Source organism: Loktanella sp. DSM 29012, from assembly GCF_900110705.1.
Taxonomy (GTDB): Bacteria; Pseudomonadota; Alphaproteobacteria; order Rhodobacterales; family Rhodobacteraceae; genus Loktanella; species Loktanella gaetbuli.
Map to the genome: position 1 here is coordinate 292,694 of NZ_FOEJ01000002.1, position 26,184 is coordinate 318,877.

Consider the following 26,184-nt stretch of genomic DNA (forward strand, 5'->3'; position numbering starts at 1 on the left):
CCGGTGGGGTGTGACCCCTTTTCAAGTTGTCTGTCAGCCGCCAAAGTTCCGCGATGAAATCGATCTTGTCACTTGCCCGTTCTTTTGCCGCGAATATCGCAGGCCATGCGCTGCGCCTGTTTGCACTGTTCGTGACCGCCGCACGTGCCGATTGGCGTGGCGTCGGACCCGAACCCGTCCAGCGCGTCTATTATGCCAATCACACCAGCAACGGCGATCTGCCGATGATCTGGGCCGTGCTGCCCGCAGCCCTGCGCCGTCAGACACGCCCCGTCGCTGCGGCGGACTACTGGCTGAAAAACCGCCTGCGCGCGTTTTGCGGGCGCGACGTTTTCCGCGGCGTGCTGATCGACCGCCGGCCCGAGGTGAACGACAATCCGATGGACAAGATCCTGGCCGCCCTCGACGAGGGATCGTCACTGATCATCTTTCCCGAAGGCAAGCGCAACATGACCGACGACCCACTACTGCCCTTCAAATCGGGGCTATACAACATTGCCAAGGCCCGGCCCGATGTGGATCTGGTGCCAACCTGGGTCGCCAATCTGAACACCATCATGCCCAAAGGAGAGGTCATCCCCCTGCCCCTGATCTGCACCGTCACATTCGGCGCGCCGGTCCACGTGGCCGAGGACGAGACCCGCGAGGTATTTCTGGCGCGCGCGGCGCATGCGCTGGCTGACCTGCGCCCGGAGGACCCGGCATGACCCAGACCACGATGAACCTGGCCCTGTTGTCACTGGGCGTCTGCGGCATCCTGGTCGCGCTGACGATCCTGGGCGAGGTGCTGCGCGCCCGTCTTCCTGCGGGTCAGGCGAACCCGGTGTTGGATACATACCAGACCCGCGTGCAAAGCTGGTGGACCATCGTTGCACTGGTCGCCATCGCCCTGATGGCCGGGCAATTCGGCGCGGTGCTGCTGTCATTTTTCGCGTCTTTTGCAGCCCTGCGCGAGTTTCTGACCCTGACGACCAAGGCGCGGGCAGATCACCTGTCGCTGGCCTTGGCGTTCTTTGCGGTGCTGCCGTTGCAATATCTGTTCGTCTGGATGGGCTGGCATGGCATGTTCACCGTGTTCATCCCGGTCTATGCCTTTCTGGTGCTGCCGGTGGTATCCGCCTTGCGCGGTCAACCCGCACGGTTTCTGATCCGTGTGGCCGAAACCCAATGGGCGCTGATGATCTGCGTGTTTTGCCTGTCGCACGTGCCCGCCTTGCTGTCGCTTGATATCGCGCAGATGGGCGACAGCAACGTGCTGCTGATCGCGTTCCTGATCCTTGTCGTGCAATTCGGTGACCTGCTGGAATACTGGTTCGGGCGGCGGATCGGCAAACATCGCATCGCGCCCGAACTGTCACCCAAAACCCGCGAAGGCATGATCGCCGGTCTGCTGAGTGCTGCGGCAATCGGCGCGGCTCTGCACTGGATCACGCCCTTTGGCGTTTTGGGTGCCGCAGGGATGGCTGCCGCTGCATCGCTGTTCGGCATGATGGGTCATCTGGTCTTTGCCGCGATCAAACGTGACCGCGGCGTGCAGGACTGGTCGCATCTGATCCCCGGTCAGGGTGGTGTTCTGAACCAGCTGGATTCGGTGCTCTTTGCCGCACCGGTGTTCTATCACCTGACCCGGTATATCTGGGCGACCTAACCGTCGTATTCAGCGTCGGTCACATGATTCAGCCAATCGGCGGCAGAACCATCGACCTCTTCTTGCAGGGCGAGGTGGGTCATGGACACATCGGGGGCTGCCCCGTGCCAATGTTCCTCGCCGGCGGCGAAACGCACGATGTCGCCCGCGACCACCGTGATCACTGCACCGCCCCGAACCTGCACGCGCCCTGCACCTTCGGTCACGATCAGGGTCTGGCCGACAGGATGGGTGTGCCAAGCGGTCCGCGCCTTGGGTTGAAATGTCACCTGAAGCCCTGACAGACGGCTCTCCCCCTGGGCCTGGAACATGCGACGGATCGCGACACCGCCTGTAAAATAATCCGGATTGGCGGGTGCGACATCCAGCGTTGCAACGGCATTGATCTGCATGAGAGTCCTCGGGTCATGGGCGTTCCGTCATACCCTAGCCGCAGATGCGCCCCCGCCCAACAGGCATCACACCCGCTGCCGCACGGGCCAGACCTCGCACACACCGGCAAACAGCACCAGCGCGCCACCTGCAAGTTCCAGCGGGGCAAGCGCCTCACCGGCCAAAAGGGCGGCAGAGGCCGCACCAATCAGGACCTCTGCCATCAACAGGATACCGACGCGGGCCGGGTCCAGACGGACCGTGGCCCACATCAGACAGGCGGTGGACAGCCCCCACCACAACGCCCCCGTGCCCAGCGCCACGATGATCGTGACACCCGGGACCGGGGCGGTTTGCCAAGGGGACAAAGATGGTGCCATGAGGACCGAGGCAATGACCGCCCCCAGCGCAAAGACAAAGGCTGCTGGCGCGGGCGCAATTTGCGATGCGGTGCGCATTCCCGTCGTCGCCAGCGACCACAATATCCCCGCGGCCAGCGCCATCCATTCACCGATACCACGCGGAACAGGCCATTGCCCGTCCGCGCTGAGCATCACGCACAATCCGCCAAGCCCCAAGCCGATGGCCACAATCCGCAGCATCGGTGTGTGCCAACCCAGCACGAAACGCGTGATCAGAACGCTCCAGACCGGGGTCAGAAAGAACAGCAAGATGATGATTGCCACGCGACCGTAGTTGAACCCGATCGAATACAGCGCAAAGGCCAAACCACCCAGGCCGATCGAGACCAGCGCCAGCGGCGACGCCCGGCGCAGGTCAGACCGCGCCCGCCAGGTCGCTGGTGCCAGCACCAGCAACGCAGAGACTGTGATCGCCAGCGTCCCCCAGGCCCCGCCCAGCCCGGCATCCGACAACATCCTGACAGGCAGCCAGTAAAACCCCCAGATCGCGCCCGACAGGACGACGATAAAGGTGGCGCGCGCAATCTGACCAGACATGAACATTCCCGCCGGATATGCTTCACATGCGACCAATGCAATCGGTCGTGCTGCGCAGGATGCAGAGTGGTGGTCAGATTTTCGGTGCAAATCTTGCGGTCGACACGCCAAGCCCCAGGCGACTTGGCGATCCCGGGAGGACTCGAACCCCCAACATCCTGATTAGAAGTCAGGTGCTCTATCCAGTTGAGCTACGGGACCACGCGGTTCTGATACCGTTTCGCATTCCCGTCCGCAACCTGCTGTGCAGGGCGCGCGGGTTGGGTAGGGTGCAGACTTGGCCAGCGTGCCACCTGTCTTATTTTTCCGCCCCCACAACCAAGGCCCATTTGGTTGATGTCCCCGATCCCGCGACGCCCAGGCCGAAATCCTCGGCCCGGCGGTCAGTCAGGACAGCATCATGGGTCGGCGAATTTTGCCAATCGGTCATGACCTGCGCCTCGGTTTGTTGGCGCGCGCCAAGTGCCTCGCCCACAAAGCGAAAGTCATAGCCTTCGGCGCGCACGCGATCCCCCACAGTGCGCCCGTCTCGGCCACGGTGCGCAAAATAGTTCTGGTCGACCATATCCTGCGCGTGTTTCTGGGCCGCTGCATTCAGTCGGCTGTCGAACTGAACCGATCCCGCCCCCGAAGCGAGGCGATAAGAGTTGAGAAGCTTGCCAAATGTGGCATCGCGCGGCGAGGTGATGGGGCCGGACAGGGGTTCACGGTCCACGCGATCCACGATCACATCGGATTTCACCTCTCCGCCGCCACCCGATCCGCATCCGACCAGCATCGCCAACATTATCGCAACCATCCCTGCCCGCATTGCGCCATCCCTTGTCCAGGGTCGCAATCCGCCAGTCGGCCAAGGCCGTTTTTCTGCGCATGCGACTATGTGTTTCGAACCATCAAGGGGATCGCACGCAGCACTTAATCAGGGATTGAGACACGCGATGAAAAACGCCCGCAGCAGGGGCTGCGGGCGCAAAAACGCATCACAAGGTAAAGCGGTCGTTTATTTCTCGGCGCCGACAATCAGCGCCCATTTGACGTCGTTACCCGTTCCAGCCACACCCAGGCCAAAATCCTCGGCGCGACCGTCCTTCATGGCGCGGTCATGGGATGGCGAATTTTTCCAGTCCTTGAACACTTCGGCATCGGATTGCTGGCGCCAGGCGATGTTTTCCGCAACGAAACTGTAGTCATAGCCTTCGGCGCGGACACGCTGGCCGACATCCGTGCCCTCGGGCGACTGGTGGCTGAAATATCCGCGTTTGACCATATCTTCGGTGTGTTTCTGGGCCGCGCGGTTCAGGCGGCTGTCGAACTGCACCGCCCCCACGCCAGAGGCCAGACGGTAGTCGTTCAGCAAACGGCCAAAATTCGCATCCTGCGCCGAGGTTGCCGGCCTACCCGATGTTGATGTGCGCGACGCGACCAGCGTGTCGACTTTATCCGGCGTAACGACGACACCCGATCCACCGCCGCTGCCGCCGCCACCACAGGCCGTCATCGCCACACATGCCGTGGCACACAAAATGCGTTTCATTTCTCGTCCCTCACTGATCGGCCGGCAGGCCTGCGGCACGCCAGCGTTGAATTGGGACAAATTTAACCCAACGTGCGGGCCAAAAATAAGGCCACAGGATGCCCGACTTTGGTCACTGGCGGAAAAACGCGCGCAAGTTTGCGCAAATTTGCAATAGATGGCCTGTTTTGCAGCCCATCATGCGGGTGTTCAGCGCCTAACCACAGAACTGCCCTCAGTGGGTCCAGGCACCGCGACGGTTGGTGGCAAAGTTTTCACCGTAACCACCTGCACGCACGTTCATCTTGCGGGTCTGGGGTTCCGTGACGACTGCGTCGATCCCGTTATGCTTGGCATAATCGATTGCCTCTTGCTTGGTCGCAAAGGTCAGGCGCACCTGGCTTTGGGTATCGCTGGACGATGTCCACCCCATCAGCGGGTCGATTTCGCGGGCGCTGGCATCGACGAAATCCAGCACCCAGGTCCGTGTCTTGGCCGTGCCGGACGACATCGCGGTGCGGGCGGGACGATAGATACGGGCTTGCATGGGATACTCCTTGATCGCTGCGCGTCTTATCCAGAATCGGGTCGTTTTTTGCAAGGAAAACCGGACGATTGCCTCTGGGGTTGAACCATGGGTGAATAGACGCATTTATAAGGTCCTGCCCGACAGACGAAGGATCGCCCATGGCCTACGCCCAGACCGACAAAAGAGAGCTGGCAGACGCAGCCTATCTGTCAAATCCCGCCCCCAACGTGCGCGAGCGCGAAAAGATGGAAGGCGGCAAGCAGTTCAAGCTGGTGACGGAATTCGATCCGGCGGGCGACCAACCCACCGCGATCCGCGAATTGTCGCAAGGCGTGCGCGACGGTGAACGCGACCAGGTGCTGCTGGGGGCGACCGGCACCGGCAAGACGTTCACCATGGCCAAGATAATCGAGGAAACACAGCGCCCCGCGATCATCCTTGCGCCGAACAAGACGCTGGCGGCCCAGCTTTACGGCGAATTCAAGGGATTCTTTCCCGAAAACGCAGTCGAATATTTCGTCAGCTACTACGATTACTACCAGCCAGAGGCCTATGTCGCGCGGTCGGACACCTACATCGAGAAGGAATCACAGATCAACGAACAGATCGACCGGATGCGCCACTCGGCTACCCGGGCGCTGCTGGAACGCGACGATGTGATCATCGTGGCCTCGGTGTCCTGCATCTACGGTATCGGGTCTGTGGAAACCTATGGCGCGATGACGCAGGATATCCACGTCGGAAAATCCTATGACCAGCGCAAGATCATGGCCGACCTGATCGCCCAGCAATACCGTCGCAATGATGCAGGGTTCCAGCGTGGCTGTTTCCGGGTGCGTGGCGATTCGCTGGAAATCTGGCCTGCCCACCTTGATGATCGCGCGTGGAAGCTGTCCTTCTTTGGCGAAGAGCTGGAGGCGATCACCGAATTCGACCCGTTGACGGGCGAAAAAACCGGCACCTTCCCGAAAATCCGCGTTTACGCAAACAGCCACTACGTCACACCGAAACCGACGATGCAGCAGGCCATCATCGGCATCAAGAAAGAGCTGCGGATGCGGCTCGACCAGCTCGTGGCAGACGGCAAGCTGTTGGAGGCGCAGCGACTGGAACAGCGCACAAACTTCGATCTGGAAATGCTCGAGGCCACGGGCGTCTGCAACGGGATCGAAAACTATTCCCGCTATCTGACGGGCCGCGCACCGGGCGAACCGCCCCCCACCCTGTTCGAATTCATTCCCGACAACGCGATTGTTTTCGCTGACGAATCCCACGTCAGCGTGCCGCAGATTGGCGGCATGTACAAAGGCGACTTCAGACGCAAGATGACGCTGGCCGAACACGGGTTCCGCCTGCCGTCCTGCATGGACAACCGCCCCCTGAAATTCGAGGAATGGGACGCCATGCGCCCGCAGTCGGTGTTCGTGTCTGCCACCCCGGCGGCGTGGGAGCTGGAACAGACCGGCGGCGTGTTTTCCGAACAGATCATCCGCCCCACCGGCCTGATCGACCCGAAAATCGAAATCCGTCCTGTGGAAATGCAGGTCGACGACCTGCTGGACGAGGTCCGCAAGGTCGCCGCCGACGGATACCGGACGTTGTGCACGACCCTGACCAAGCGCATGGCCGAGGATCTGACCGAATACATGCACGAACAGGGCATCCGCGTGCGCTACATGCACTCGGACATCGACACCATCGAACGGATCGAGATCCTGCGCGATCTGCGTCTTGGTGCCTTCGACGTGCTGATCGGGATCAACCTGCTGCGCGAGGGTCTGGATATTCCCGAATGCGGGCTGGTGGCGATCCTCGATGCCGACAAGGAGGGCTTTCTGCGCTCCGAGACGTCCCTTGTTCAGACCATCGGCCGCGCCGCGCGCAACGCCGAGGGCCGCGTCATCATGTACGCTGACCGCATCACCGGCAGCATGGAACGCGCGATGGGCGAAACCGAACGCCGCCGGACCAAACAGCTCGCTTATAACGAAGAACACGGGATCACGCCCACGACGGTGAAAAAGAACGTCGAGGACATTCTGGCGGGCCTCTACAAGGGCGACGTGGACATGAACCGCGTCACCGCCAAGGTCGAGCGGCAGGGATCGAACATGAAGGCCGTGCTGGACGGGCTGCGCACCGACATGCGCAAGGCCGCCGAAAACCTCGAATTCGAAGAGGCCGCCCGCCTGCGCGACGAGCTGAAACGGCTGGAAGCGGTGGAACTGGCCATCGCCGACGATCCCCTCGCGCGGCAACAGGCCGTGGACAAGGCGGTCGAGGAAAGCAGCGCAAAGTCTGGCCGCTCGACGGGTGGTCGCGGCGGGATGCGCGGCGGCAAATCACGCTATGGCGGGAAAAAGCGGTGAGGCTCCTTGCCGCAATCCTTCTCACCTGCGCGGCGCAATCGGCAGCGGCCTGGACGTTCAAGGCTGATCCCATCTGCAAGATGATCCAGCCGACCGGGGGCGGAAGCATCACCGTGACCTATGATCCTGCCACGGGGGAATATGCCATGATGCTGACGCTTGTGACGGATCACTGGGTGCCGTCTGACCGGCTGACCATGGCGTTCATTGGCGCACGACCGTTCCAGATTTCAACCGACCGTCATTTTCTGTCGGACAACGACACGCGCCTGACCGTGACCGATACGGGGTTTGGCAATGTGCTGGACGGGTTGCAATTCAACGACGTGGCACAGGTCCGGTCTGGGGACCAGACCATGACGATTCCCCTTGCAGGTGCCGCCGAGGCCGTGGCCGCGTTCCGAAACTGCCCTGCTCCGCAGCTGTCCTAGGATTTGCGGCCAAACAGCGCCTTGACCAGCACCACCAGAATGACAGCCCCGACCACGCCGGTGAACAGGATCAACAACAGCCCGGCACCGGCCAGTGCCGTCACGCCCAGGGCTGCAAGGATGAACGGAAACGCAACCGCCCCCAGCACGCCTGCAATGACGTATTTCGCCTTGCTGCCGCCGGTGATGACAGCCGCGATCAGGCCGGACACGACGCCGATCAGCGCCAGCAGGATCAGGGCCAGTGCCCCGACGACGTCCAGAAATGTTTCCATGGGTTGCTTTCCCTCGCGTTACCGACGCGGATGCGTCCAGGTGACTGCACCATTATCATAGGCTCCGCGCAAGATACGGCCCTTCTTTTTGACCCAAGGGTATTGCACGGACCACTCTCTGAAACGGTCGTTGGACACGACAGGCAGGTTCGCCTCGTCCGCGACCGCCAGAATGGCGGTGTCGGCCACGTCACCACGGTCAACGACCAGGATCAGACGTTCCGGCATTTCCAGCGCGCGGGCCATGGCGTCATGGCCGTGGAACCTGTCGAACAACTTGTAGCCCACATTGGCGTCGAACACGACCGCAGGCACATGTCCCAGGTCACGCAGCGCATCCAGCACCCGCAGCAGGACCGCCAACGACGGATCGCCACCCCAATGCATCACGTTCGACCCGTCGACAATAACTGTCGCCTCTGGCCCGGCGGGCAGTGCGTCGTGATCCCCGGCACCCCGCGCGCCGCGCAGGGCCCGCACCACCAGCAGTGTCGCAAGCAGCCCCAACAGGAACAAGCCAAACAGGGTGAGGACCTGAGCATCTGTCATGACGGACATCTTATTCAACCGCAGCGTGTCATGCGTTTAGCAATCACAAGATCGCAACCCAAGCCCCGAAACAGGCGCGGGCACGGATTTTTTCGCAGGCCGGTTTCGTTCGACAGATGGCGACCCCGATGACGCAGGTTGAACGGTGCCCGCGCAGGTCGCATAAATTTCGATACCCCGCATTCATGACGCAGCAAACGGGTCTTGACTGATCCCGCCAAACCGCTGTCACTAAGCCGATCGACGGGACGCCACAGCCGCGCCCCGCCGAACCACCCCGGACGGAGCGCGCGCCATGACACTGCATTCTATGAACAATGATCCCTCTGCCATCGTCGAGGCCGACCGCGCCCATGTCTGGCACCACCTGATCCAGCACAAACCATTTGAAACCGTGGACCCGCGCATCATCGTCGAGGGCCGCGGCCTGCGCGTCTGGGACATCAAGGGCAAGGAACATCTGGACGCCGTGTCCGGTGCCGTCTGGACCGTCAACGTGGGCTACGGACGCAAACGGATCGCGGATGCGGTGGCCGCACAATTGACCAAGATGTGTTTCTTTGCGGGTGCGTCCGGCACGATCCCCGGTGCCCAGTTCGCCGAGGCGCTGATCGACAAGATGCCGGGCATGGGCCGGGTCTATTATGCCAACTCCGGGTCCGAGGCGAACGAGAAAGCTTTCAAGATGGTGCGCCAGATCGCGCACAAGCATCACGGCGGCAAAAAACACAAGATCCTTTACCGCGAGCGCGACTACCACGGCACGACCATTGCCAACCTGTCGGCTGGTGGGCAGGCGGAACGCAATGCCCACTACGGCCCCTTTGTGCCCGGTTTTGTCGCCGTGCCGCATTGTCTGGAATACCGCGCCCAGGACGGCTGGTCCGGCGAGGCCTACGGCGAACGTGCCGCCAATGCGATCGAAGAGGTCATTCTGCGTGAGGGTCCGGACACCGTGGGCGCATTGTGCCTGGAACCGATCACCGCAGGCGGCGGCATCATCACCCCGCCGCGCGGCTACTGGGAACGGGTGCAGGAAATCTGCGCCAAATACGACATCCTGCTGCACATCGACGAAGTCGTCTGCGGCCTGGGCCGCACCGGAGCCTGGTTCGGCTATCAGCAATACGGGGTCAAACCCGACATCGTGACGATGGCCAAGGGCGTTGCCTCCGGCTATGCCGCGATTTCGTGCTGCGTGACCACGGAAAAGGTGTTTTCCATGTTCAAGGACGACAGCGATCACCTAGGATATTTCCGTGACATTTCGACCTTTGGCGGCTGCACGGCGGGGCCGACCGCCGCGATCGAGAACATGGCCATCATCGAAGAGGAAAGCCTGCTGGAAAACTCCACCCGGGTGGGTGCTTATCTCAAGGACAGTTTGTACGCCCTGATGGACCGCCACCCGGTCATCGGCGACGTGCGTGGCCTGGGTCTGTTTGCGGGGGCAGAGCTGGTAACCGACCGCGACACCAAGGATCCGGTCAACGAAAAACAGGTCGGTGCGATCGTGGCCGATTGCATGGCGCAGGGGGTCATCATCGGGGCCACCAACCGGTCGGTGCCGGGGTTCAATAACACGTTGCTGTTTGCACCCGCACTGATCGCGACGCGCGACGACATCGACCAGATCTGCGATGCGGTCAGCGGGGCGATCACCCGCGTGCTGGGCTAACGTCTTCTTCTGGTTGAAAATATCCCGGGGGCCGCGCAGCGGCGGGGCAGCGCCCCTCGACGCCTGCACCAGTGATGCCGTTTGATTTACCCCTGACGCTGGTCGCAGCACTGGCTGTGGCACTCTTTGCCGCGGCGCTCGTGCGGGGCTATTCCGGCTTTGGCTTCTCGGCGATCTTTCTTGCCTTTGCGGCTTTGGTGACTGACCCGGTGCCGCTCATTCCGGTGGTGTTCATGGGCGAAATCGCGATGACTGCGGTGCAGGCACGCGGGATCCGGGGCCACGTCGACTGGCTGCGGGTGGTCTGGATGCTGCTGGGTGCGGCACTCACCCTGCCGCTTGCGATCATGGCAGTGCTGGCGTTGCCGACCGAAACCGTCAGGCTGGCCGTCTCGACCATCATCCTTGCAATGGCACTGGTGATGCTGGCGGGATGGACCTTGAAATCCCGCCTGTCCCTGCCCGCCCATACCGGTGTCGGCATGATTGCGGGGATCGCCAATGCCGCAGGTGTGGGTGGCCTGCCGGTCGCGGCCTGTCTGACCGCACAGCCGATGCCGCCCGCCACCTTTCGCGCGACGATGATCGTGTTTCTGACAGGCATCGACCTGCTGACCTTGCCGTTGATGGGCTTGGGCGGCAACATCACGGCGCAAACCTTTGCGGCCGCACTTTGGGCCTTGCCGATCCTGATCGCGGGCACCCTGCTGGGCAACCGCCGCTTTGCCGCCGCACCGCCTGCGGCGTTCCGCCGCTTTGGCGTCTGGCTGCTGCTGATACTGGCGGCGGCCGGCATCATCCGCGCGCTGCTGAGCTGATCACCTCCGCAACCGCGCATGGACGGCCCACCCGAAAAGAGGCTAGAGTTGACCCCCAAGGACCACGCCGCAGGAGCAGCCCGTGCAGACCGCAACCATTGCTGGCCGCCCATGACCCAGCCTGTCATCGACCTGTCACCCAAGGTATCCGACGAAATCCGCAAGACGACTTGCTACATGTGTGCCTGTCGCTGCGGCATCGACGTGCACATGAAGGACGGCAAGGTCGCCTATATCGAAGGCAACCGCGACCATCCGGTCAATCAGGGCGTCCTGTGCGCCAAGGGCAGCGCCGGAATCATGCAGCACAACGCGCCGTCGCGCCTGCGCGCACCCATGAAACGGACGGGTCCGCGCGGGTCTGGCCAATACGAAGAAATCAGCTGGGACGAGGCGCTGGACCTTGCCGTCAGCTGGCTGAAACCGATCCGGGACACCGCCCCCGAAAAACTGGCGTTTTTTACCGGGCGGGATCAGTCGCAGTCGTTCACGGGCCTCTGGGCGCAGGGATTCGGCACGCCGAACTATGCCGCCCATGGCGGGTTTTGCAGCGTCAACATGGCGGCGGCGGGCATCTACACCATGGGTGGCGCGTTCTGGGAATTCGGCCAGCCCGACTGGGACCGCACCAAGCTGTTTTTGCTGTTCGGCGTGGCAGAGGACCACGACAGCAACCCGATCAAGATGGGCATCGGCAAGCTCAAGGCGCGTGGCGCGCGCATGGTCGGCGTCAATCCGGTCCGGACGGGCTATAACGCCGTCGCCGACGACTGGTTCGGCGTCACTCCCGGCAACGACGGTCTGCTGATCCTGGCACTGGTGCATTGCCTGATGACCGCAGGCAAGATCGACACGGACTATCTGGCGCGGTTCACCAACGCCAGCGTCCTGGTCAATCAGGACCCGAAATCGCCAGAATACGGGCTATTCCTGCGCGACGACGACTTGCAACCGCTGGTTATCGACCGCAACACCGGCAAACCCGCGCCGTGGAATGGTCAGGGTGTCGAACCCCTGCTGACGGGCAAATTGCGTCAACGCGGCACCACCCATGTCAGTGTTTTTCACCTGATGGCCGATCGCTACACCGATCCGGTCCACGCCCCCGAAAACGTGGCCGACCGCGTCGGCATCCCCGCCGCCCGCATCCGCCGCCTGGCCGCCGACATTGCGGATGTGGCGTTCAATCAGGAAATCGTGCTGGACCGGGAATGGACCGACTTTCGCGGCAAGGTGCATGCGACCATGGTCGGCCGCCCCGTCAGTTTTCACGCAATGCGCGGCATTTCGGCCCATTCCAACGGGTTCCAGACCTGCCGTGCGCTGCACATGCTGCAAATCCTGATCGGATCGGTCGAAACCCCCGGCGGCATGCGGTTCAAGCCACCCTACCCCAAACCCGCGACAGCCCATCCTAAACCACATTGCAAGGTGGTGCCGGGTCAGGCCCTGAACGGCCCGCATCTGGGCTATCCGCAGGGGCCCGATGATCTGTGCCTGGCACCCGACGGCGGGCCCGCCCGCATCGACAAGGCGTTCACGTGGGAAAATCCGCTGTCGGCCCACGGGTTGATGCACATGGTCATTTCCAACGCCCATGCGGGCGATCCGTACAAGATCGACACGCTGTTCATGTTCATGGCAAACATGTCGTGGAATTCATCCATGAACACGCGCGGTGTGATGAAGATGCTGACCGACACGGACGAAAACGGCGACTACGTCATTCCGCGTATCATCTACGCCGATGCCTACAGGTCCGAAATGGTGGCCTATGCCGACCTGATCCTGCCCGACACAACCTATCTGGAACGCCACGATTGCATCAGCCTGCTGGACCGCCCGATCTGCGAGGCGGACGCCGCCGCAGACGCGATCCGCTGGCCCGTGGTGGAACCCGACCGCGACGTGCGCGGGTTTCAATCGGTGCTTTGCGATCTGGGCGGACGGCTGGGCCTGCCGGGGTTTGTGAACGCCGACGGCAGCACAAAATACGCGAACTATGCCGACTACATCCAACAACACCTGCGGCGTCCCGGCATAGGCCCGCTGGCTGGCTGGCGCGTCGGCGAACACGGCCTTCAGCATGGGCGCGGCGATCCCAACGACAGCCAGATCGACGCCTATATCGCAAACGGCGGGTTCTGGATCAAACACGTCCCGGAAGGTGCCGCCTATTACAAACCGTTCAACCGTGCCTATCAGGATTGGGCGGTTGAAACGGGCCTTTATGATGCGCCTGCGCCTTATATCTTTCAGCTATACGTCGAACCCCTGCGCCGGTTTCAGTTGGCGGCCGAGGGGCATGGCGACCGTCAGCCGCCAGACCACTTGCGTGGCCAGATCAAGGTCACGATGGACCCATTGCCGATCTGGTATCCCCCGTTCGAGGACGGCCATGTCGACCCGGCCGAATACAACCTGCATGCGCTGACCCAGCGGCCTGCCGCGATGTATCACAGCTGGGGCGGGCAGAATGCCTGGCTGCGGCAAATTCACGGACATAATCCGCTCTATGTCCCGACAGCGGTCTGGGAAAAACACAAATTCAAGGACGGCGACTGGGCACGTGTCACCAGCGCGCATGGGTCCATCACTGTGCCCGTCGCCCATCAGGCCAGCCTGAACCCCAATACCGTCTGGACCTGGAATGCGATCGGCAAACGCAAAGGTGCCTGGGCCCTGGACAAAAACGCACCAGAGGCCACCAAGGGATTTCTGCTGAACCACCTGATCCACGAGTTGTTGCCGCCCAAGGGCGACGGGTTGCGCTGGTCCAACTCCGACCCCGTCACCGGACAAGCGGCGTGGTTTGACCTGCGGGTGAAAATCGAACGATCCGGCGCGCCCGCGGAATCCCAGCCTGTTCTGCTGGCGCTCGATATGCCAAACCCGGACACACCCAAAACCCTGCGCTGGAAGGTCGGCAAACCGTGAAAATGACACTTCTCCTGATCGCTGCCTTCCTTGCTTTCACCATCGGGTCATTCATCTGGTACGTGGCGACATGGTCTGATCCCGCAGCGGCCAGCATCATCTTGCCCCAAATACTCCCGCCGGAGGCGTCCGCCGCATGACGCAGCTGCCCCCCCCTTCGGACGTCAAGCTGGGTCTGGTGATCGATCTGGACACCTGCGTCGGGTGTCATGCCTGTGTCGTCGCCTGCAAAGGCTGGAATACCGAAAATTACGGCGCGGCCCTGTCAGACAGCGACCCCTACGGCGCTGACCCATCCGGCACCTTTCTCAATCGCGTCCACAGTTACGAGGTGCAGCCAGAAACAGGCCCGGCCCAACAGGTCCATTTTCCCAAATCCTGCCTGCACTGCGAGGATGCGCCCTGCGTCACCGTCTGCCCGACCGGTGCGAGCTACAAACGCGCCGAGGACGGGATCGTTCTGGTGAACGAGGACGCCTGCATCGGGTGCAGCCTGTGCGCCTGGGCCTGCCCATATGGTGCGCGCGAACTCGACGCCGCCGCCGGGGTGATGAAGAAATGCACGCTCTGTGTCGACCGGATCTATAACGAAAACCTGCCAGAGGTGGACCGCACCCCGGCCTGCGTGCGCACCTGCCCGTCGGGGGCGCGGCATTTCGGTGATCTGGGCGATCCCGAAAGTGCTGTCAGCCAGTTGGTTGCCGAACGTGGCGGGTTCGACCTGATGCCGGAGCAGGGCACAAAGCCGGTGAACAAATACCTGCCGCCGCGCCCGCGCGATGCGGACGAAATCGACATTCTCGCCCCGCTGCTGGCCCCTGTGGCAACCGATGGCAAGGGGTTGGTCGCCTGGATCGACCGGGCCCTGTCCGCCCTGCCCGGAGGCGCGCGCTGATGCACCCCGCACCGTCCGTCATCGCGTTCACGACGTTTTCAGGGTTGGGATTCGGCCTGCTGTTCTGGCTGGGTCTGGGCCTGCCTGCACCGACCGGACTGGTGGCGCTGGGGTTCTATGTCATCGCCTATGTCGGCGCTGTGGGCGGCTTGCTGGCTTCGACCTTTCATCTGGGCCGGCCGGAACGCGCGGCCAAGGCACTGACCCAATGGCGCACCAGCTGGCTGTCGCGTGAAGGCATCGCCGCCATCGTCACGTTGCTGCTGGGGGGCGTGCTGGCGCTGGCCGCACTTTTTGGCAGCTATCTCGCACCTCTGGGCTGGCTGGTCAGCCTTGGATGTCTGGTGACTGTGGGCACGACCGCAATGATCTATGCCCAGTTGCGCACCGTGCCACGTTGGCGCCATTGGACCACGCCCGCGCTTTTTTTCACGCTGTCTCTGGGGGGCGGCGCATTGCTGGCCAATCAGGGGGCTGCGGCACTGGCCCTGCTGACGCTGGGCGCTGTCGTGCAGTTTATCGCCTGGGTCACCGGGGACACGCGATTTGACCGTTCTGGCACGACAACCGGCAGTGCAACGGGCCTGGGCGATCTGGGCGAGGTCCGCGCCTTTTTGCCACCGCATTCGGGGCCGAATTATCTTTTGCGCGAATTCGTTTACGTCGTCGGACGCAAGCACGCCTTTTATTTGCGCCTCATCGGCATGGTTCTGGCCTTTGGCGTGCCGCTGCCGATCCTGGCGGTTGAACTGACCCATTTGACAGCGGGTGTCGCGGTACTGTCTCATGTGCTGGGCGTGCTGTGCCTGCGCTGGTTGTTTTTCGCGCAGGCCGAACATGTCGTGGGTCTGTATTACGGCAAGCGTTGAGGGGGCGCTGCCCCCGGGCTGCGCCCTTCCCCGGGATATTTTTAACCAGAAGAAGAGTAGGGTCGGGCCCCTAGCTACGGATGCGTTGACCGCTGGTTTTGTCGAACAGATAGATGCGGCTGGCGTCGATGCTGACACCCACACGATCGCCCAGGCTGGACCGGTAGTCACCGCGTTCCTCGATCACCAGCCGCTCACCCGTGTCGCCTACCAGATAGACATAAGAGACGCCGCCCAGGCTTTCCGTGAGGTCGACGGTGTGCGTATCGCCGCCCGCATCGACTGTCAGATGTTCGGCGCGCATGCCGACGTCGACAGCCCTGTCGCCGCTGGCGGTCAGCGGCAGATCGAAGGTGCCGCGCATCGCAGGCACGGTCAGTTTTCCGCCCGCAAGGGTGCCTTCCATGAAGTTCATCGCAGGGCTGCCGATGAAACCGGCCACGAACTTGTTGTCGGGATCGCGGTAGAGGTCCATGGGCGCGCCGACCTGTTCGATCACGCCTTTGCGCAGGACCACGATCTTGTCCGCGAGGGTCATCGCCTCGACCTGGTCGTGAGTGACGTAGATCATCGTGGCGCCGATGTCCTTGTGCAGGCGGGCAATTTCGACACGCATCTCGACCCGCAATTCCGCATCGAGGTTGGACAGCGGTTCGTCGAACAAGAACACCTCTGGTCCGCGCACGATGGCGCGGCCAATGCTGACCCGCTGACGCTGACCGCCTGACAGGGCTGCCGGTTTGCGGTCGAGGTAGTCATCGAGTTTGAGGATGCGCGATGCCTCGGCCACTTTTTCGCGAATCTCGGCCTTGGGGTGGCCGTTCATTTTCAGGCCGAACCCCATGTTGTCGCGCACGGTCATATGCGGATAAAGCGCGTAGGTCTGGAACACCATCGCAACACCCCGATCGCTGGGGTCAAGCCGGGTCACGTCGCGGGCACCGATGTCGATCTGGCCCGATGTCGTTTCCTCGAGCCCCGCGACCATCCGTAGAAGCGTGGATTTCCCGCAGCCCGAAGGACCGACGAAAACGCAGAATTCGCCATCCTCGATTTCCAGGTCGATCCCGTGGATGACCTGCGCCTCGCCGTAGGATTTCTTGACGTTTTTCAGTGTGACACCGGACATGGGTTATTCCCCCGCTAACTTGAATTCTTGGGTGGTCTGGGCTGGAAAGCTCCAGCTTTGGGCATCGCGTGCGATGGCCTGTGCTGCATCGCACACACGCGGGGCCAGCGCCTGAAGGGCGGCCAGCGACGTGCGCTGCGTGGTGCTGGTGACGGAGACCGCACCCAGCACGCGTCCATTGTCGCTGATCACCGGTAGGGCCACGCAGATGATTCCGGGCTCGTGTTCTTCGCGGTCAAAGGCGAAGCCATCCGCGCGAATCGCCCTGATTTCCTGTTCCAGTGCAGCGGCGGTCGTGATCGTCTGCGGCGTAAAGCGATGAAACGACTGTTGCGAAATCACGTTCTGTGCCTGATCGTCGGGCAGATGGGCCAGCATCACCTTGCCCACGCCCGTGCAATAGACCGGGCCGACGCGGCCAGCCTGACTGTACATCGGCACCGGTTCGGCGGCATTGCGTTTATCCAGATACAGGACCTGCCCTGCGTCGATCTGCGCCAGGTGTACGGTTTCACCCGTTTCTGCGCTGAGTTTTTGAATATGTGGACTGGCCACCTGCACCAGCGAGGATTGCGCCCATGCCGTATGTGCGAGCCGCACCAGACGCGCGCCGGGCGAATAGGTCTGCCGTTCGGCGTCGAATTGCAGCATGCCCTGATGGGTCAGCGTCTGCATCAGACGGTAGAGCGTGGGTTTGGGGTAATCCGCACGTTCCAGCACCTCGGAAAACCGGACAGGCCGGCCGAAATCGGCAACTTGGTCCAGCACGTCCAGCGCCTTGCCGACGGTGCCATCGCGTCGTGTCGTCATGGATCATCCTCCCGTGTTGACACGTTAGCGGCTCTGCGCTTTAGTATCAATATCCAAAACCAAGTTCCAAATAGTGGAACTTATCGGAAAGCATCTGGGAGGATATCATGCGTTCCATCATCAAGACTTCATTCGCTGCGGCCGTCGCGGCAGCCATCGCCAGCACGGCAAGTGCCGAACTGACCGGCGAGCTGAAAATCATCTCGGACATGTCGAACCCCGCACCACGCGCGGTGATGGAAGGCATGGTCGCCGATTTCCAGGCGATGAACCCCGACCTGGATATCGAGCTGACGATCGTCGACCGCGAAGCATGGAAAACGCAGATCCGCAACGCCTTGGGCGCCAATCCGCCGGACGTCGTCAACTGGTACGCCGCCAACCGCATGCGCCCCTATGTGGATGCAGGCCTGTTCGCCGACATCTCGGACCTGTGGGCCGAAGAGCAGTTCGCGGCGCTGGAATCGACCAAAGGTGCCATGACGCTGGACGACAAGCAGTGGGGCGTGCCCTACACCTACTACCAGTGGGGCGTTTACTACCGCAAAGATATCTTTGAAGAGCTGGGCCTGTCCGAACCCACCACCTGGGAGGAAGAGCTGGCAAACTGTCAGGCGATCCTGGACAGCGGGCGCAAGTGCTACACCATCGGGACCAAGTTCCTGTGGACCGCTGGCGGTTGGTTCGACTACATCAACAGCCGCACCAATGGTTATGATTTCCACATGCAGCTGGCCCGCGGCGAGGTCGAATGGACCGACGAGCGCGTGCGCCAGACATTCGCCAACTGGCGTCAGCTGATCGACATGGGCGCGTTTATCGACGACCACCAGACCTACAGCTGGCAAGAGGCCCTGCCCTTCATGCTGAACGGCGAGGCCGCATCCTATCTGATGGGCAACTTTGCCGTGGCAGCCATGCGCGAAGGCGGTCTGACCGATGACCAGCTGGATTTCTACCAGTTCCCCAAGATCAACCCCGACGTGGACTACGCCGAGGACGCACCGACCGACACGTTCCACATCGCATCGGGTGCGGAAAACATGGACAACGCCAAGGCGTTCCTGCGTTTCGTGACCTCTGCCGACAACCAGTCCAAGATCAACGCGGGCGACGCGCTGGGTCAGCTGCCGGTGAACTCTGAGGCGTCGATCAGCGATGACAAGTTCCTGCAGGAAGGGTTCGAGATGCTGTCCAGCAATGCATCCGGCGGCATCATGCAGTTCTTTGACCGCGACTTTGACGCCGAAATGGCCTCTGTCGGCATGGAAGGCCTGCAGGAATTCATGGTGTTCCCGGACAACCTGGACGACATCCTGATGCGTCTCGAAGAAACGCGCGCACGCATCTACCAGTAATCAACGACCGACGGCGCGGGCCTGCCCCGCGCCGTCAACCCATTCGCAAGCGGCGATTGCTGCCGTTTTCGCATGTGTTGAACAGGTCCAAAGGTGCCCCCAATGGCCACAGCCCCCATCGTTCCCGACCGCCACCCCCCTGCCACGCGCGGGTGGTACAAGCGCAACGAAATCGCCCTGACGCCATGGTTGTTCCTGGCGCCTGCGATGCTGTTCTTTGCGGTCTACGTGATCGTGCCGATCGGCCAGTCGTTCTGGATTTCGTTCCACGAATGGGACGGTCTGGGCGAAAAGACCTGGGTCGGCATGGCCAACTACGACCGTCTGCTTGGCATCGGTGAACAGAACATCGACCGCAAGTTCGAGGTTTCGTTCTGGAACAACCTGCGCTGGTTGATCCTGTATCTGCTGGCGATTCCGCTGGGTCTGTTCATCGCGCTGTTCCTCAATCAGACGGTGACGGGCATCCGCCTGTACAAATCGTTGTTCTTCTTTCCCTTTGTGATCTCTCAGGTCGTCGTGGGCCTCGTCTTTTCATGGTTCTACCTGCCACGTGAGGGTTTGCTGAACGCGATCCTTGGTCTTGTGGGTGCGGGTCCGATCAATGTGCTGGGTGATCCTGACATGGCGACCTACGGGATTATTGCTGCCGGGCTTTGGCCGCAGACAGCCTACTGCATGATTCTGTATTTGACGGGGCTTAATTCCGTCGACCCCGAACAAGTCGAGGCAGCCCGTCTGGACGGCGCAAAGGGTTGGCGCATGCTGTGTTACGTGATCCTGCCACAGTTGAAGCCCGCGACCTTTATTGCATTCGTCGTGACCATCATCGGTGCGCTGCGGTCGTTCGACCTGATCAGCGTGATGACCAATGGCGGCCCATTCGGATCGACCCGCGTGCTGTCGTTCTACATGTTCGAGGAATCGCTGTCCGAATTCGGGTTCCGCATGGGATACGGTGCCGCAATCGCCGTCGTCCTCTTCTTTATCATGTTGTTTTTCATCGCCTATTTCCTGTGGTCGATGTACCGCGACGAACGGGGGGCACGCTAATGTTTCCGACACCTATCGCCAAACGGTCCCGCACCGCACAGATCGGCTATCAGGCGTTTTTGCCCGTGGCGTTGATCGTCTGGCTGTTGCCGCTAATTGCCGTGGCGCTGTTTTCGATCAAACCCGACGCCGATTTCACCAACGGCAACTATTGGGGCTGGCCGTCGTCATTCGAGGGGTTCACCAATTACGGGCGCGTGTTCTTTGAATCGAACATGCCCCGCTATCTGCTCAATTCCCTGCTGATTACGATTCCCACGATGGTCGGCGCTGTCGCGCTGTCGGCCATGGCGGGGTTCGCGCTGGGGATCTACAAGTTTCGTGGTAACCTGTTGCTGTTCTTCATCTTTATCGCGGGCAATTTCGTCCCGTTCCAGATCCTGATGGTGCCGGTACGCGACCTGACGATCAGTCTGGGAATGTATGACACGATCATTGGACTGGTGCTGTTCCATGTCGCATTCCAGACCGGATTCTGCACATTGTTCATGCGCAATTTCATCCGCGCCCTGCCCTACAGCCTGGTCGAGGCCGCGCGGGTCGAAGGCGTGGCGGAATGGCGGATTTTCCTGTACGTGATCCTGCCCTTGATGAAACCCGCATTGGCGGCCCTCGCCGTGCTGATTTTTACGTTCATCTGGAACGATTATTTCTGGGCCGTGGTGCTGACGCAGGGACCGGGCGCGCAGCCCGTCACGGCAGGTATCACCGAATTCAACAGCCAGTTCCGGGCGGCGTATCACTTGATGAGTGCGGGCAGCATCGTGGCGGCATTGCCGCCTGTGGTGATGTTCTTTCTGATGCAGAAGCACTTCATCGCCGGCCTGACGCTTGGGGCGGTCAAATAATGACCCATTACCGACTGGACGACGATCGACAAACGCTGGTTCTGCATGTGCCTGCGACGGGCCTGCCGGCCTGCGTCTATTGGGGCGCACGCCTGCCGGATGCAGAAAACCTGACGGCGCTGACGGATGCGGTGCGCATCGACATGACCGGTGGATCACTGGACGCCAATCCGGCGCTGACGCTGTGCCCGCAAACCGCCGATGCCTTTCCGGGGCAACCCGGTCTGACAGTGCGCGGCGCCGACGGCAGCCCCTTGCGCCCTGTGTTCACTACGACGGCGGTCAGTGCCGATGACGGGTTGACGCTTGTCTGTGCTGACAGGGATCTGGGTCTGACGCTGACGTTCCATCTGCTGCTGGACGCAGGCACGCGGATGCTGGTGGCGCGCACCACGCTGGACAGTGCCACTCCGGTCCTGTGCGACTGGCTGACGGCACCGGTGTTGCCTGCCCCGCAACTGGCGGACGAGGTGATCGATTTCGCAGGCCGCTGGTGCGACGAATTCCAGACCAACCGCACGCCCTGGTCACCCGGTATCCGCGCCCGCGACAATCGCACGGGACGCACGGGGCACGAACATTTTCCCGCTTGCATCATGCCCGCGCGCGGCACGACTAATACCGCCGGTCAGGCCTGGGCGATCCACTATGGTTGGTCGGGCGGGCACAAGATGTTGGTCGAGGAATTGCAGGACGGTCGCCGTCAGGTGCAATTCGGTCATGCGACGGGGCTGGACACGGCCCCTGCCACACGGTTTCAGACAGCACCGATTTACGCCACGTTTTCCGACAGCGGGTTCAACGGCTGCGCCACCACCTATCAGCGCCACCTGCGGGACCGTGTTGTGACATGGCCGAAACCCGACACCCCGCGCCCGGTGCATTACAATTGCTGGGAAGCGATCTATTTCGACCACGATCTGCCAGCCCTCACCGCCATCGCTGACCGCGCCGCCGCTATCGGGGCAGAGCGTTTCGTGCTGGACGACGGCTGGTTCGGGCGACGCGACGACGACACCACGTCGCTGGGGGACTGGACCATTGATCCGCGCAAGTACCCCGATGGGCTGACGCCGCTGATCGACCATATCGCGGCCCTTGGCATGACGTTCGGCATCTGGTTCGAACCAGAGATGATCAACGCTGACAGCGATCTGGCCCGCGCGCATCCCGACTGGATTCTGGGGCCGATGGACCAGCCACTGGGTCGTCAGCAATACGTGCTGGACATGGCCAACCCTGCGGTGCGCGACCATCTGTTCATGCGGATTGACGCGGTGCTTGCGGATCATGCGATCGATTACGTCAAATGGGATCACAACCGCGTCCTGCCCTATGCCAGCGCCGATCAGACACGCGGCACCTATGACCTGCTGGACCGCCTGCGCGCGGCCCATCCCGGGGCCGAGATCGAATCCTGCGCATCGGGCGGCGGACGTATCGATTTTGGCGTCATGCAGCGCACGCAGCGGGTCTGGCTGTCGGATTGCAACGACGCGCTGGAACGGTTGCGTATCCAGCATGATGCAGCCCTGTTTCTGCCGGCAGCCGTCACTGGCAGTCACGTCGGCCCGCGCAAATGCCACACGACCGGGCGCATCCACGACATCGCCTTTCGCGGCTGGGTCGCCGCACAGCGCCACATGGGGTTCGAGATGGACCCGCGCGAATTGACCGACCAAGAGGCCGAAACGCTGACGCGCATCACGAACTGGTTCAAGGCGAACCGCGACTGGATGCGCCACGCCGATATCATGCGGCTGGACAGCGCCGATCCTGCGGTGATCGCCGAACAGCAACTGTCCGCACGCGGCGACCGTTTCGTGGTCTTTGCCGGCAAGGCCGCGACCAGCAGCCAGATCGCGCCGCGACCGCTGCGCCTGACCGGCCTTGAGGCTGACGCGACCTACCGCGTGCAGATCGTCAACCCAGAGGATTTGTCCACCCTGTCACGCGGTACGCCCGCACTCAAAAGCGGGCCGGTCACACTTTCGGGGCGCGCCCTGATGGAAGCTGGGCTCGCCCTGCCCTATGCTGTGCCCGACAGCATGTGGGTCCTGCAAGGAGAACGCCTATGACCGCGACATTCCCGGAACTGGCGGGCCGTGGCATCGTGATTACCGGTGGCGCATCCGGCATCGGTGACGCCTATGTGCGGGCCTTTGCCGCGCAAGGGATGCGGGTCACGTCGCTGGATATCGCGGACCCGGCCGATGCCGTGGACGGCGTCACCTACCTGCGCTGCGACATCACTGATACGGTCACACTTCAGGCGGCGATCGCGCAGGCTGGCCCGCTGCATTGCCTGCTGAACAACGCCGCCAACGATCAGCGCATGGCTCTGGATGACGTCACACAGGACATGTGGGACGGAATGATCGCGGTGAACCTGCAACCCTATTTCTTTGCAGCACAAGCGGCCGCGCGGGTGATGTCAGAGGGTGCTTCGATCATCAACATGTCGTCCGGGTCCGTGCAGATCGCCAGCGGCGGCATGACCCCCTATGTCACCGCGAACGCGGGCATCATCGGCCTGTCACGCGCATTGGCACGCGAGCTGGGACCGCGTGGCATCCGCGTCAATTCGATCCTGCCGGGTTGGGTGCTGACCGACAAGCAGCTGGAAAAATGGGTCACGCCCGAGGCGCTGGCCGATTTCATGGAACGTCAATGCCTCAAGGCGCATCTGGCCCCCGAGGATCTGTGCGGCACCGCGCTGTTTCTGGCGTCCGACCTCAGCCGCATGATGACAGGTCAGGCCCTGTGCGTGGACGGCGGGCTGGCGTTCACATCATGACCATTTCACCTGCCTGGATCGCCGTTGACTGGGGGACGTCCAACCTGCGGGTCTGGGCCATGTCCGACAGTGGCAGCGTGTTGGCCGAGGCGACCAGCGACGAAGGCATGGGCACCTTGGATCAGGCGGGCTTTGCCCCTGCGCTGGACCGCTTGTGCGCGGATTGGGACGCGGCCCCGGTCATCGCCTGCGGCATGGTCGGATCACGTCAGGGCTGGGCCGAGGCCCCCTATACCGCCGTACCTTGCACGCCACTTGTTCGCGGTTTCGCCACCACGCACAGCAGCCGGCTGAGCGTCAACATCATTCCCGGGCTGAAACAGGCCAGCCCCGCCGATGTGATGCGCGGCGAGGAAACGCAGATTGCAGGATTTCTGGCGCAGAACCCGCGCTGGGATGGTGTGATCTGCCTGCCCGGCACGCATACGAAATGGGTCCACATCAGCGCGGACGAGGTTGTCAGCTTTCAGACCTGCATGACAGGCGATATGTTCGCGGCGCTGACCGGGCACACGGTACTGCGTCATTCCTGCGGGGATGGCTGGGACGATGGCGGGTTTGCGACCGGATTGGACGACGGCCTGTCCCGCCCCGAACGTCTGGCCGCCCGCATGTTCACCCTGCGTGCCGAGGGTCTACTGAACGGGTTGCCGCAGGCACAGGCCCGCGCGCGTCTGTCGGGCCTGCTGATCGGGGCAGAGCTGGCCGCAACCAAACCCTATTGGCTGGGTCAGCAGGTCGCCGTGATCGGCGCGGGTGCGCTGTCCCATCTCTATGTCACGGCATTGTCGACGCAGGGCGTCGCCGCCACACAGGTCAACGCCGAACGCGCCACGCTCACCGGCCTGACCGCCGCCTATCGTCTCTGGAAGGAAACCGCATGACCCGTCCCCTGATCGCCATTTTGCGCGGTGTCACACCGCCCGAGGCCGCGGCTGTCTGCGAGGCCTGCATTGATGCGGGCATCACCTGGGTCGAGGTGCCGCTGAATTCACCTGACCCCTTTGCCAGCATCCAGGCCATGACGGATGCGCACGGCGATCGGGCGGTTATCGGTGCAGGCACCGTTTTGTCGCCCGAGGACGTCAAGCGGGTCAAACAGGTCGGTGGCCGCCTGATCGTATCGCCCAACTGCGATGCCCGCGTGATCGCGGCAACCAAGGCCGAAGGCATGTCCAGCTGGCCCGGTGTCATGACACCGACGGAATGTTTCGCCGCGTTGAAGGCCGGGGCCGACGGGCTGAAGATCTTTCCAGCCAGCCTGATCGGACCTGCCGGGATCACGGCGATGCGCGCGGTTCTGCCGGCCGAGACGCCGGTCTATGCCGTCGGCGGCGCGGGGCCTGAAAACTTTGGCGAATGGATGGCCGGGGGGGCCGATGGGTTCGGGATCGGCTCTGCACTCTATCAACCCGGAATGACGGCGGCAGAGGTCGGCAGCCGTGCGCGGGCCATCGTGGCCGCCTACGATCAGGCCGCAGCATGATACATGACAACAGCCTTTGTGCACTGGGTGAAGGCCCCCTGTGGCATCCCGAACGGCAGCAGCTGTTCTGGTTCGATATTCTGAACAAGCGTCTGCACACCAAGGGTCAATCCTGGGATTTTCCTGACCATGTCAGTGCCGCAGGCTGGGTCGACCGCGATACGTTGCTGATCGCCTCTGCGCATGCGCTGCACCGTTTCGACATCGCGACAGGTGCCGACGTGATCCTGACCAACCTCGAGGATGACCGTGCCCATACCCGGTCCAACGACGGACGCGCAGACCCGCAGGGCGGGTTCTGGATCGGCACGATGGGTCTGGATGCAGAACCCGGCGCGGGGTCGATCTGGCGGTTCTACCGCAACGAGCTGCGTTGCCTGTTCGCCGACATCACCATCTCGAATTCCATCTGCTTTGCGCCTGACGGCAAGACGGCCTATTTCACCGACACCCCGACGCAACAGATCATGGCTGTCGATCTGGATGCAGAGGGTTGGCCACAGGGCAGTCCGCGCGTGCAGATTGACCTTCAGGGGACCGATCTGAACCCTGATGGGTCAGTCGTGGACAGCGCAGGCAACCTCTTTTCGGCTCAATGGGGTGCGGGCCGGGTCGCGGTCTATGACCCACAAGGGCAGTTCATCGAGGCCTTTGCCGTGCCGGGTCGCCATGCGTCCTGTCCGGCCTTTGGCGGTCCGCACATGCAGACGCTGTTTGTCACGACAGCGCGACAGGGCATCATTGATCCCGACGACGATCAAGGTCGTACCTATGCGATCGACACATCCTACACCGGCCAACGGGAACACCGCGTTATCCTGTGACGCGTCCCCGTTCCGACAATTTCAAAATACGACAAAG

The 26,184-nt window shown here is 62.3% G+C and carries 26 protein-coding genes and 1 tRNA gene; 17 read left to right on the forward strand and 10 right to left on the reverse strand.

Annotated features, from left to right (window positions below; translation table 11 throughout):
* The first annotated feature begins 53 nt into the window (after window positions 1-53).
* Window positions 54-707: a lysophospholipid acyltransferase family protein gene (locus BMX27_RS06120; protein ID WP_090158994.1), complete on the forward strand. Its 654-nt coding sequence runs from the start codon at window positions 54-56 to the stop codon at window positions 705-707.
* The gene (locus BMX27_RS06125; RefSeq protein ID WP_090158995.1) at window positions 704-1,648 is read left to right on the forward strand and encodes a phosphatidate cytidylyltransferase; all 945 of its coding nucleotides are present in this window, start codon (window positions 704-706) and stop codon (window positions 1,646-1,648) included. Before BMX27_RS06120 ends, BMX27_RS06125 begins: the two co-directional genes overlap by 4 nt.
* Here the strand turns inward: BMX27_RS06125 and BMX27_RS06130 are convergent.
* From BMX27_RS06130 to BMX27_RS06155, 6 genes are all read right to left on the reverse strand, one after another.
* Window positions 1,645-2,040 carry a (R)-mandelonitrile lyase gene (locus BMX27_RS06130; protein ID WP_090158996.1) on the reverse strand — a complete coding sequence of 132 codons (396 nt, stop codon included), beginning with the start codon at window positions 2,038-2,040 and terminating at the stop codon, window positions 1,645-1,647. The two genes, BMX27_RS06125 and BMX27_RS06130, sit on opposite strands and share 4 nt — an antisense overlap.
* 66 nt (window positions 2,041-2,106) lie before the next feature.
* Window positions 2,107-2,979 carry a DMT family transporter gene (locus tag BMX27_RS06135; protein WP_090159204.1) on the reverse strand — a complete coding sequence of 291 codons (873 nt, stop codon included), beginning with the start codon at window positions 2,977-2,979 and terminating at the stop codon, window positions 2,107-2,109.
* A gap of 124 nt (window positions 2,980-3,103) precedes the next feature.
* Window positions 3,104-3,180 (reverse strand) — tRNA-Arg (locus BMX27_RS06140).
* A 97-nt stretch (window positions 3,181-3,277) separates the two neighbouring features.
* Window positions 3,278-3,766: a CAP domain-containing protein gene (locus BMX27_RS06145; RefSeq protein ID WP_177172667.1), complete on the reverse strand. Its 489-nt coding sequence runs from the start codon at window positions 3,764-3,766 to the stop codon at window positions 3,278-3,280.
* Between the two features lie 213 nt (window positions 3,767-3,979).
* The gene (locus tag BMX27_RS06150; protein ID WP_090158998.1) at window positions 3,980-4,513 is read right to left on the reverse strand and encodes a CAP domain-containing protein; all 534 of its coding nucleotides are present in this window, start codon (window positions 4,511-4,513) and stop codon (window positions 3,980-3,982) included.
* Window positions 4,514-4,727: 214 nt separating this feature from the next.
* Complete coding sequence (locus BMX27_RS06155) at window positions 4,728-5,039, reverse strand: ETC complex I subunit (protein ID WP_090158999.1); 312 nt, start codon at window positions 5,037-5,039, stop codon at window positions 4,728-4,730.
* Between the two features lie 140 nt (window positions 5,040-5,179).
* Here BMX27_RS06155 and uvrB point away from each other — a divergent pair, with 140 nt between their 5' ends.
* Window positions 5,180-7,390 carry an excinuclease ABC subunit UvrB gene (gene uvrB / locus BMX27_RS06160; protein ID WP_090159000.1) on the forward strand — a complete coding sequence of 737 codons (2,211 nt, stop codon included), beginning with the start codon at window positions 5,180-5,182 and terminating at the stop codon, window positions 7,388-7,390.
* The gene (locus BMX27_RS06165; RefSeq protein WP_256212411.1) at window positions 7,387-7,821 is read left to right on the forward strand and encodes an excinuclease ABC subunit B; all 435 of its coding nucleotides are present in this window, start codon (window positions 7,387-7,389) and stop codon (window positions 7,819-7,821) included. Before uvrB ends, BMX27_RS06165 begins: the two co-directional genes overlap by 4 nt.
* On the opposite strand, the gene BMX27_RS06170 is transcribed toward BMX27_RS06165, so the two are convergent.
* Window positions 7,818-8,096 carry a GlsB/YeaQ/YmgE family stress response membrane protein gene (locus BMX27_RS06170; protein ID WP_090159001.1) on the reverse strand — a complete coding sequence of 93 codons (279 nt, stop codon included), beginning with the start codon at window positions 8,094-8,096 and terminating at the stop codon, window positions 7,818-7,820. The genes BMX27_RS06165 and BMX27_RS06170 overlap by 4 nt on opposite strands.
* Before the next feature lie 18 nt (window positions 8,097-8,114).
* Window positions 8,115-8,645: an NYN domain-containing protein gene (locus BMX27_RS06175; RefSeq protein WP_177172668.1), complete on the reverse strand. Its 531-nt coding sequence runs from the start codon at window positions 8,643-8,645 to the stop codon at window positions 8,115-8,117.
* Window positions 8,646-8,940: 295 nt separating this feature from the next.
* On the opposite strand from BMX27_RS06175, the gene BMX27_RS06180 reads away from it, so the two are divergent.
* The 5 genes from BMX27_RS06180 to BMX27_RS06200 all read left to right on the forward strand — a co-directional run bounded on the left by BMX27_RS06180 (window position 8,941) and on the right by BMX27_RS06200 (window position 15,842).
* On the forward strand, window positions 8,941-10,323 hold the full coding sequence (locus tag BMX27_RS06180; protein WP_090159003.1) for an aminotransferase family protein: 1,383 nt from the start codon (window positions 8,941-8,943) through the stop codon (window positions 10,321-10,323).
* Window positions 10,324-10,397: 74 nt separating this feature from the next.
* Window positions 10,398-11,141, forward strand: coding sequence for a TSUP family transporter (locus BMX27_RS06185; protein WP_090159004.1), 744 nt, complete (start codon window positions 10,398-10,400; stop codon window positions 11,139-11,141).
* A 111-nt stretch (window positions 11,142-11,252) separates the two neighbouring features.
* Complete coding sequence (locus BMX27_RS06190) at window positions 11,253-14,078, forward strand: molybdopterin oxidoreductase family protein (RefSeq protein WP_090159206.1); 2,826 nt, start codon at window positions 11,253-11,255, stop codon at window positions 14,076-14,078.
* 136 nt (window positions 14,079-14,214) lie between these two features.
* Window positions 14,215-14,973, forward strand: coding sequence for a 4Fe-4S dicluster domain-containing protein (locus BMX27_RS06195; protein WP_090159005.1), 759 nt, complete (start codon window positions 14,215-14,217; stop codon window positions 14,971-14,973).
* A complete protein-coding gene (locus BMX27_RS06200; RefSeq protein WP_090159006.1) occupies window positions 14,973-15,842 on the forward strand; it encodes a dimethyl sulfoxide reductase anchor subunit family protein in 870 nt (289 codons plus the stop codon). The genes BMX27_RS06195 and BMX27_RS06200 overlap by 1 nt, the downstream gene beginning before the upstream one ends.
* A gap of 70 nt (window positions 15,843-15,912) precedes the next feature.
* Here the strand turns inward: BMX27_RS06200 and BMX27_RS06205 are convergent, their stop codons facing one another.
* Both BMX27_RS06205 and BMX27_RS06210 read right to left on the reverse strand, forming a co-directional pair.
* Entirely contained in the window at window positions 15,913-16,971 is a 1,059-nt protein-coding gene (locus BMX27_RS06205) for an ABC transporter ATP-binding protein (RefSeq protein WP_090159007.1), read from the reverse strand.
* A 3-nt stretch (window positions 16,972-16,974) separates the two neighbouring features.
* Complete coding sequence (locus BMX27_RS06210) at window positions 16,975-17,781, reverse strand: IclR family transcriptional regulator (protein WP_090159008.1); 807 nt, start codon at window positions 17,779-17,781, stop codon at window positions 16,975-16,977.
* 107 nt (window positions 17,782-17,888) lie between these two features.
* Between BMX27_RS06210 and BMX27_RS06215 the strand changes: the two genes are divergently transcribed.
* The 8 genes from BMX27_RS06215 to BMX27_RS06250 all read left to right on the forward strand — a co-directional run bounded on the left by BMX27_RS06215 (window position 17,889) and on the right by BMX27_RS06250 (window position 26,147).
* Window positions 17,889-19,139, forward strand: coding sequence for an ABC transporter substrate-binding protein (locus BMX27_RS06215; RefSeq protein WP_090159009.1), 1,251 nt, complete (start codon window positions 17,889-17,891; stop codon window positions 19,137-19,139).
* Between the two features lie 102 nt (window positions 19,140-19,241).
* On the forward strand, window positions 19,242-20,192 hold the full coding sequence (locus BMX27_RS06220) for a carbohydrate ABC transporter permease (RefSeq protein WP_090159010.1): 951 nt from the start codon (window positions 19,242-19,244) through the stop codon (window positions 20,190-20,192).
* A complete protein-coding gene (locus tag BMX27_RS06225; RefSeq protein WP_090159011.1) occupies window positions 20,192-21,040 on the forward strand; it encodes a carbohydrate ABC transporter permease in 849 nt (282 codons plus the stop codon). The genes BMX27_RS06220 and BMX27_RS06225 overlap by 1 nt, the downstream gene beginning before the upstream one ends.
* Window positions 21,040-23,118, forward strand: a complete 2,079-nt coding sequence (locus BMX27_RS06230) for an alpha-galactosidase (protein ID WP_090159012.1) — start codon at window positions 21,040-21,042, stop codon at window positions 23,116-23,118. Before BMX27_RS06225 ends, BMX27_RS06230 begins: the two co-directional genes overlap by 1 nt.
* Window positions 23,115-23,837 carry an SDR family NAD(P)-dependent oxidoreductase gene (locus BMX27_RS06235; protein WP_090159013.1) on the forward strand — a complete coding sequence of 241 codons (723 nt, stop codon included), beginning with the start codon at window positions 23,115-23,117 and terminating at the stop codon, window positions 23,835-23,837. Before BMX27_RS06230 ends, BMX27_RS06235 begins: the two co-directional genes overlap by 4 nt.
* Entirely contained in the window at window positions 23,834-24,721 is an 888-nt protein-coding gene (locus BMX27_RS06240; protein WP_090159014.1) for a 2-dehydro-3-deoxygalactonokinase, read from the forward strand. Before BMX27_RS06235 ends, BMX27_RS06240 begins: the two co-directional genes overlap by 4 nt.
* Window positions 24,718-25,323, forward strand: coding sequence for a 2-dehydro-3-deoxy-6-phosphogalactonate aldolase (locus tag BMX27_RS06245; protein WP_090159015.1), 606 nt, complete (start codon window positions 24,718-24,720; stop codon window positions 25,321-25,323). Before BMX27_RS06240 ends, BMX27_RS06245 begins: the two co-directional genes overlap by 4 nt.
* Window positions 25,320-26,147, forward strand: coding sequence for an SMP-30/gluconolactonase/LRE family protein (locus BMX27_RS06250; protein ID WP_090159016.1), 828 nt, complete (start codon window positions 25,320-25,322; stop codon window positions 26,145-26,147). The genes BMX27_RS06245 and BMX27_RS06250 overlap by 4 nt, the downstream gene beginning before the upstream one ends.
* Window positions 26,148-26,184: the final 37 nt, after the last annotated feature.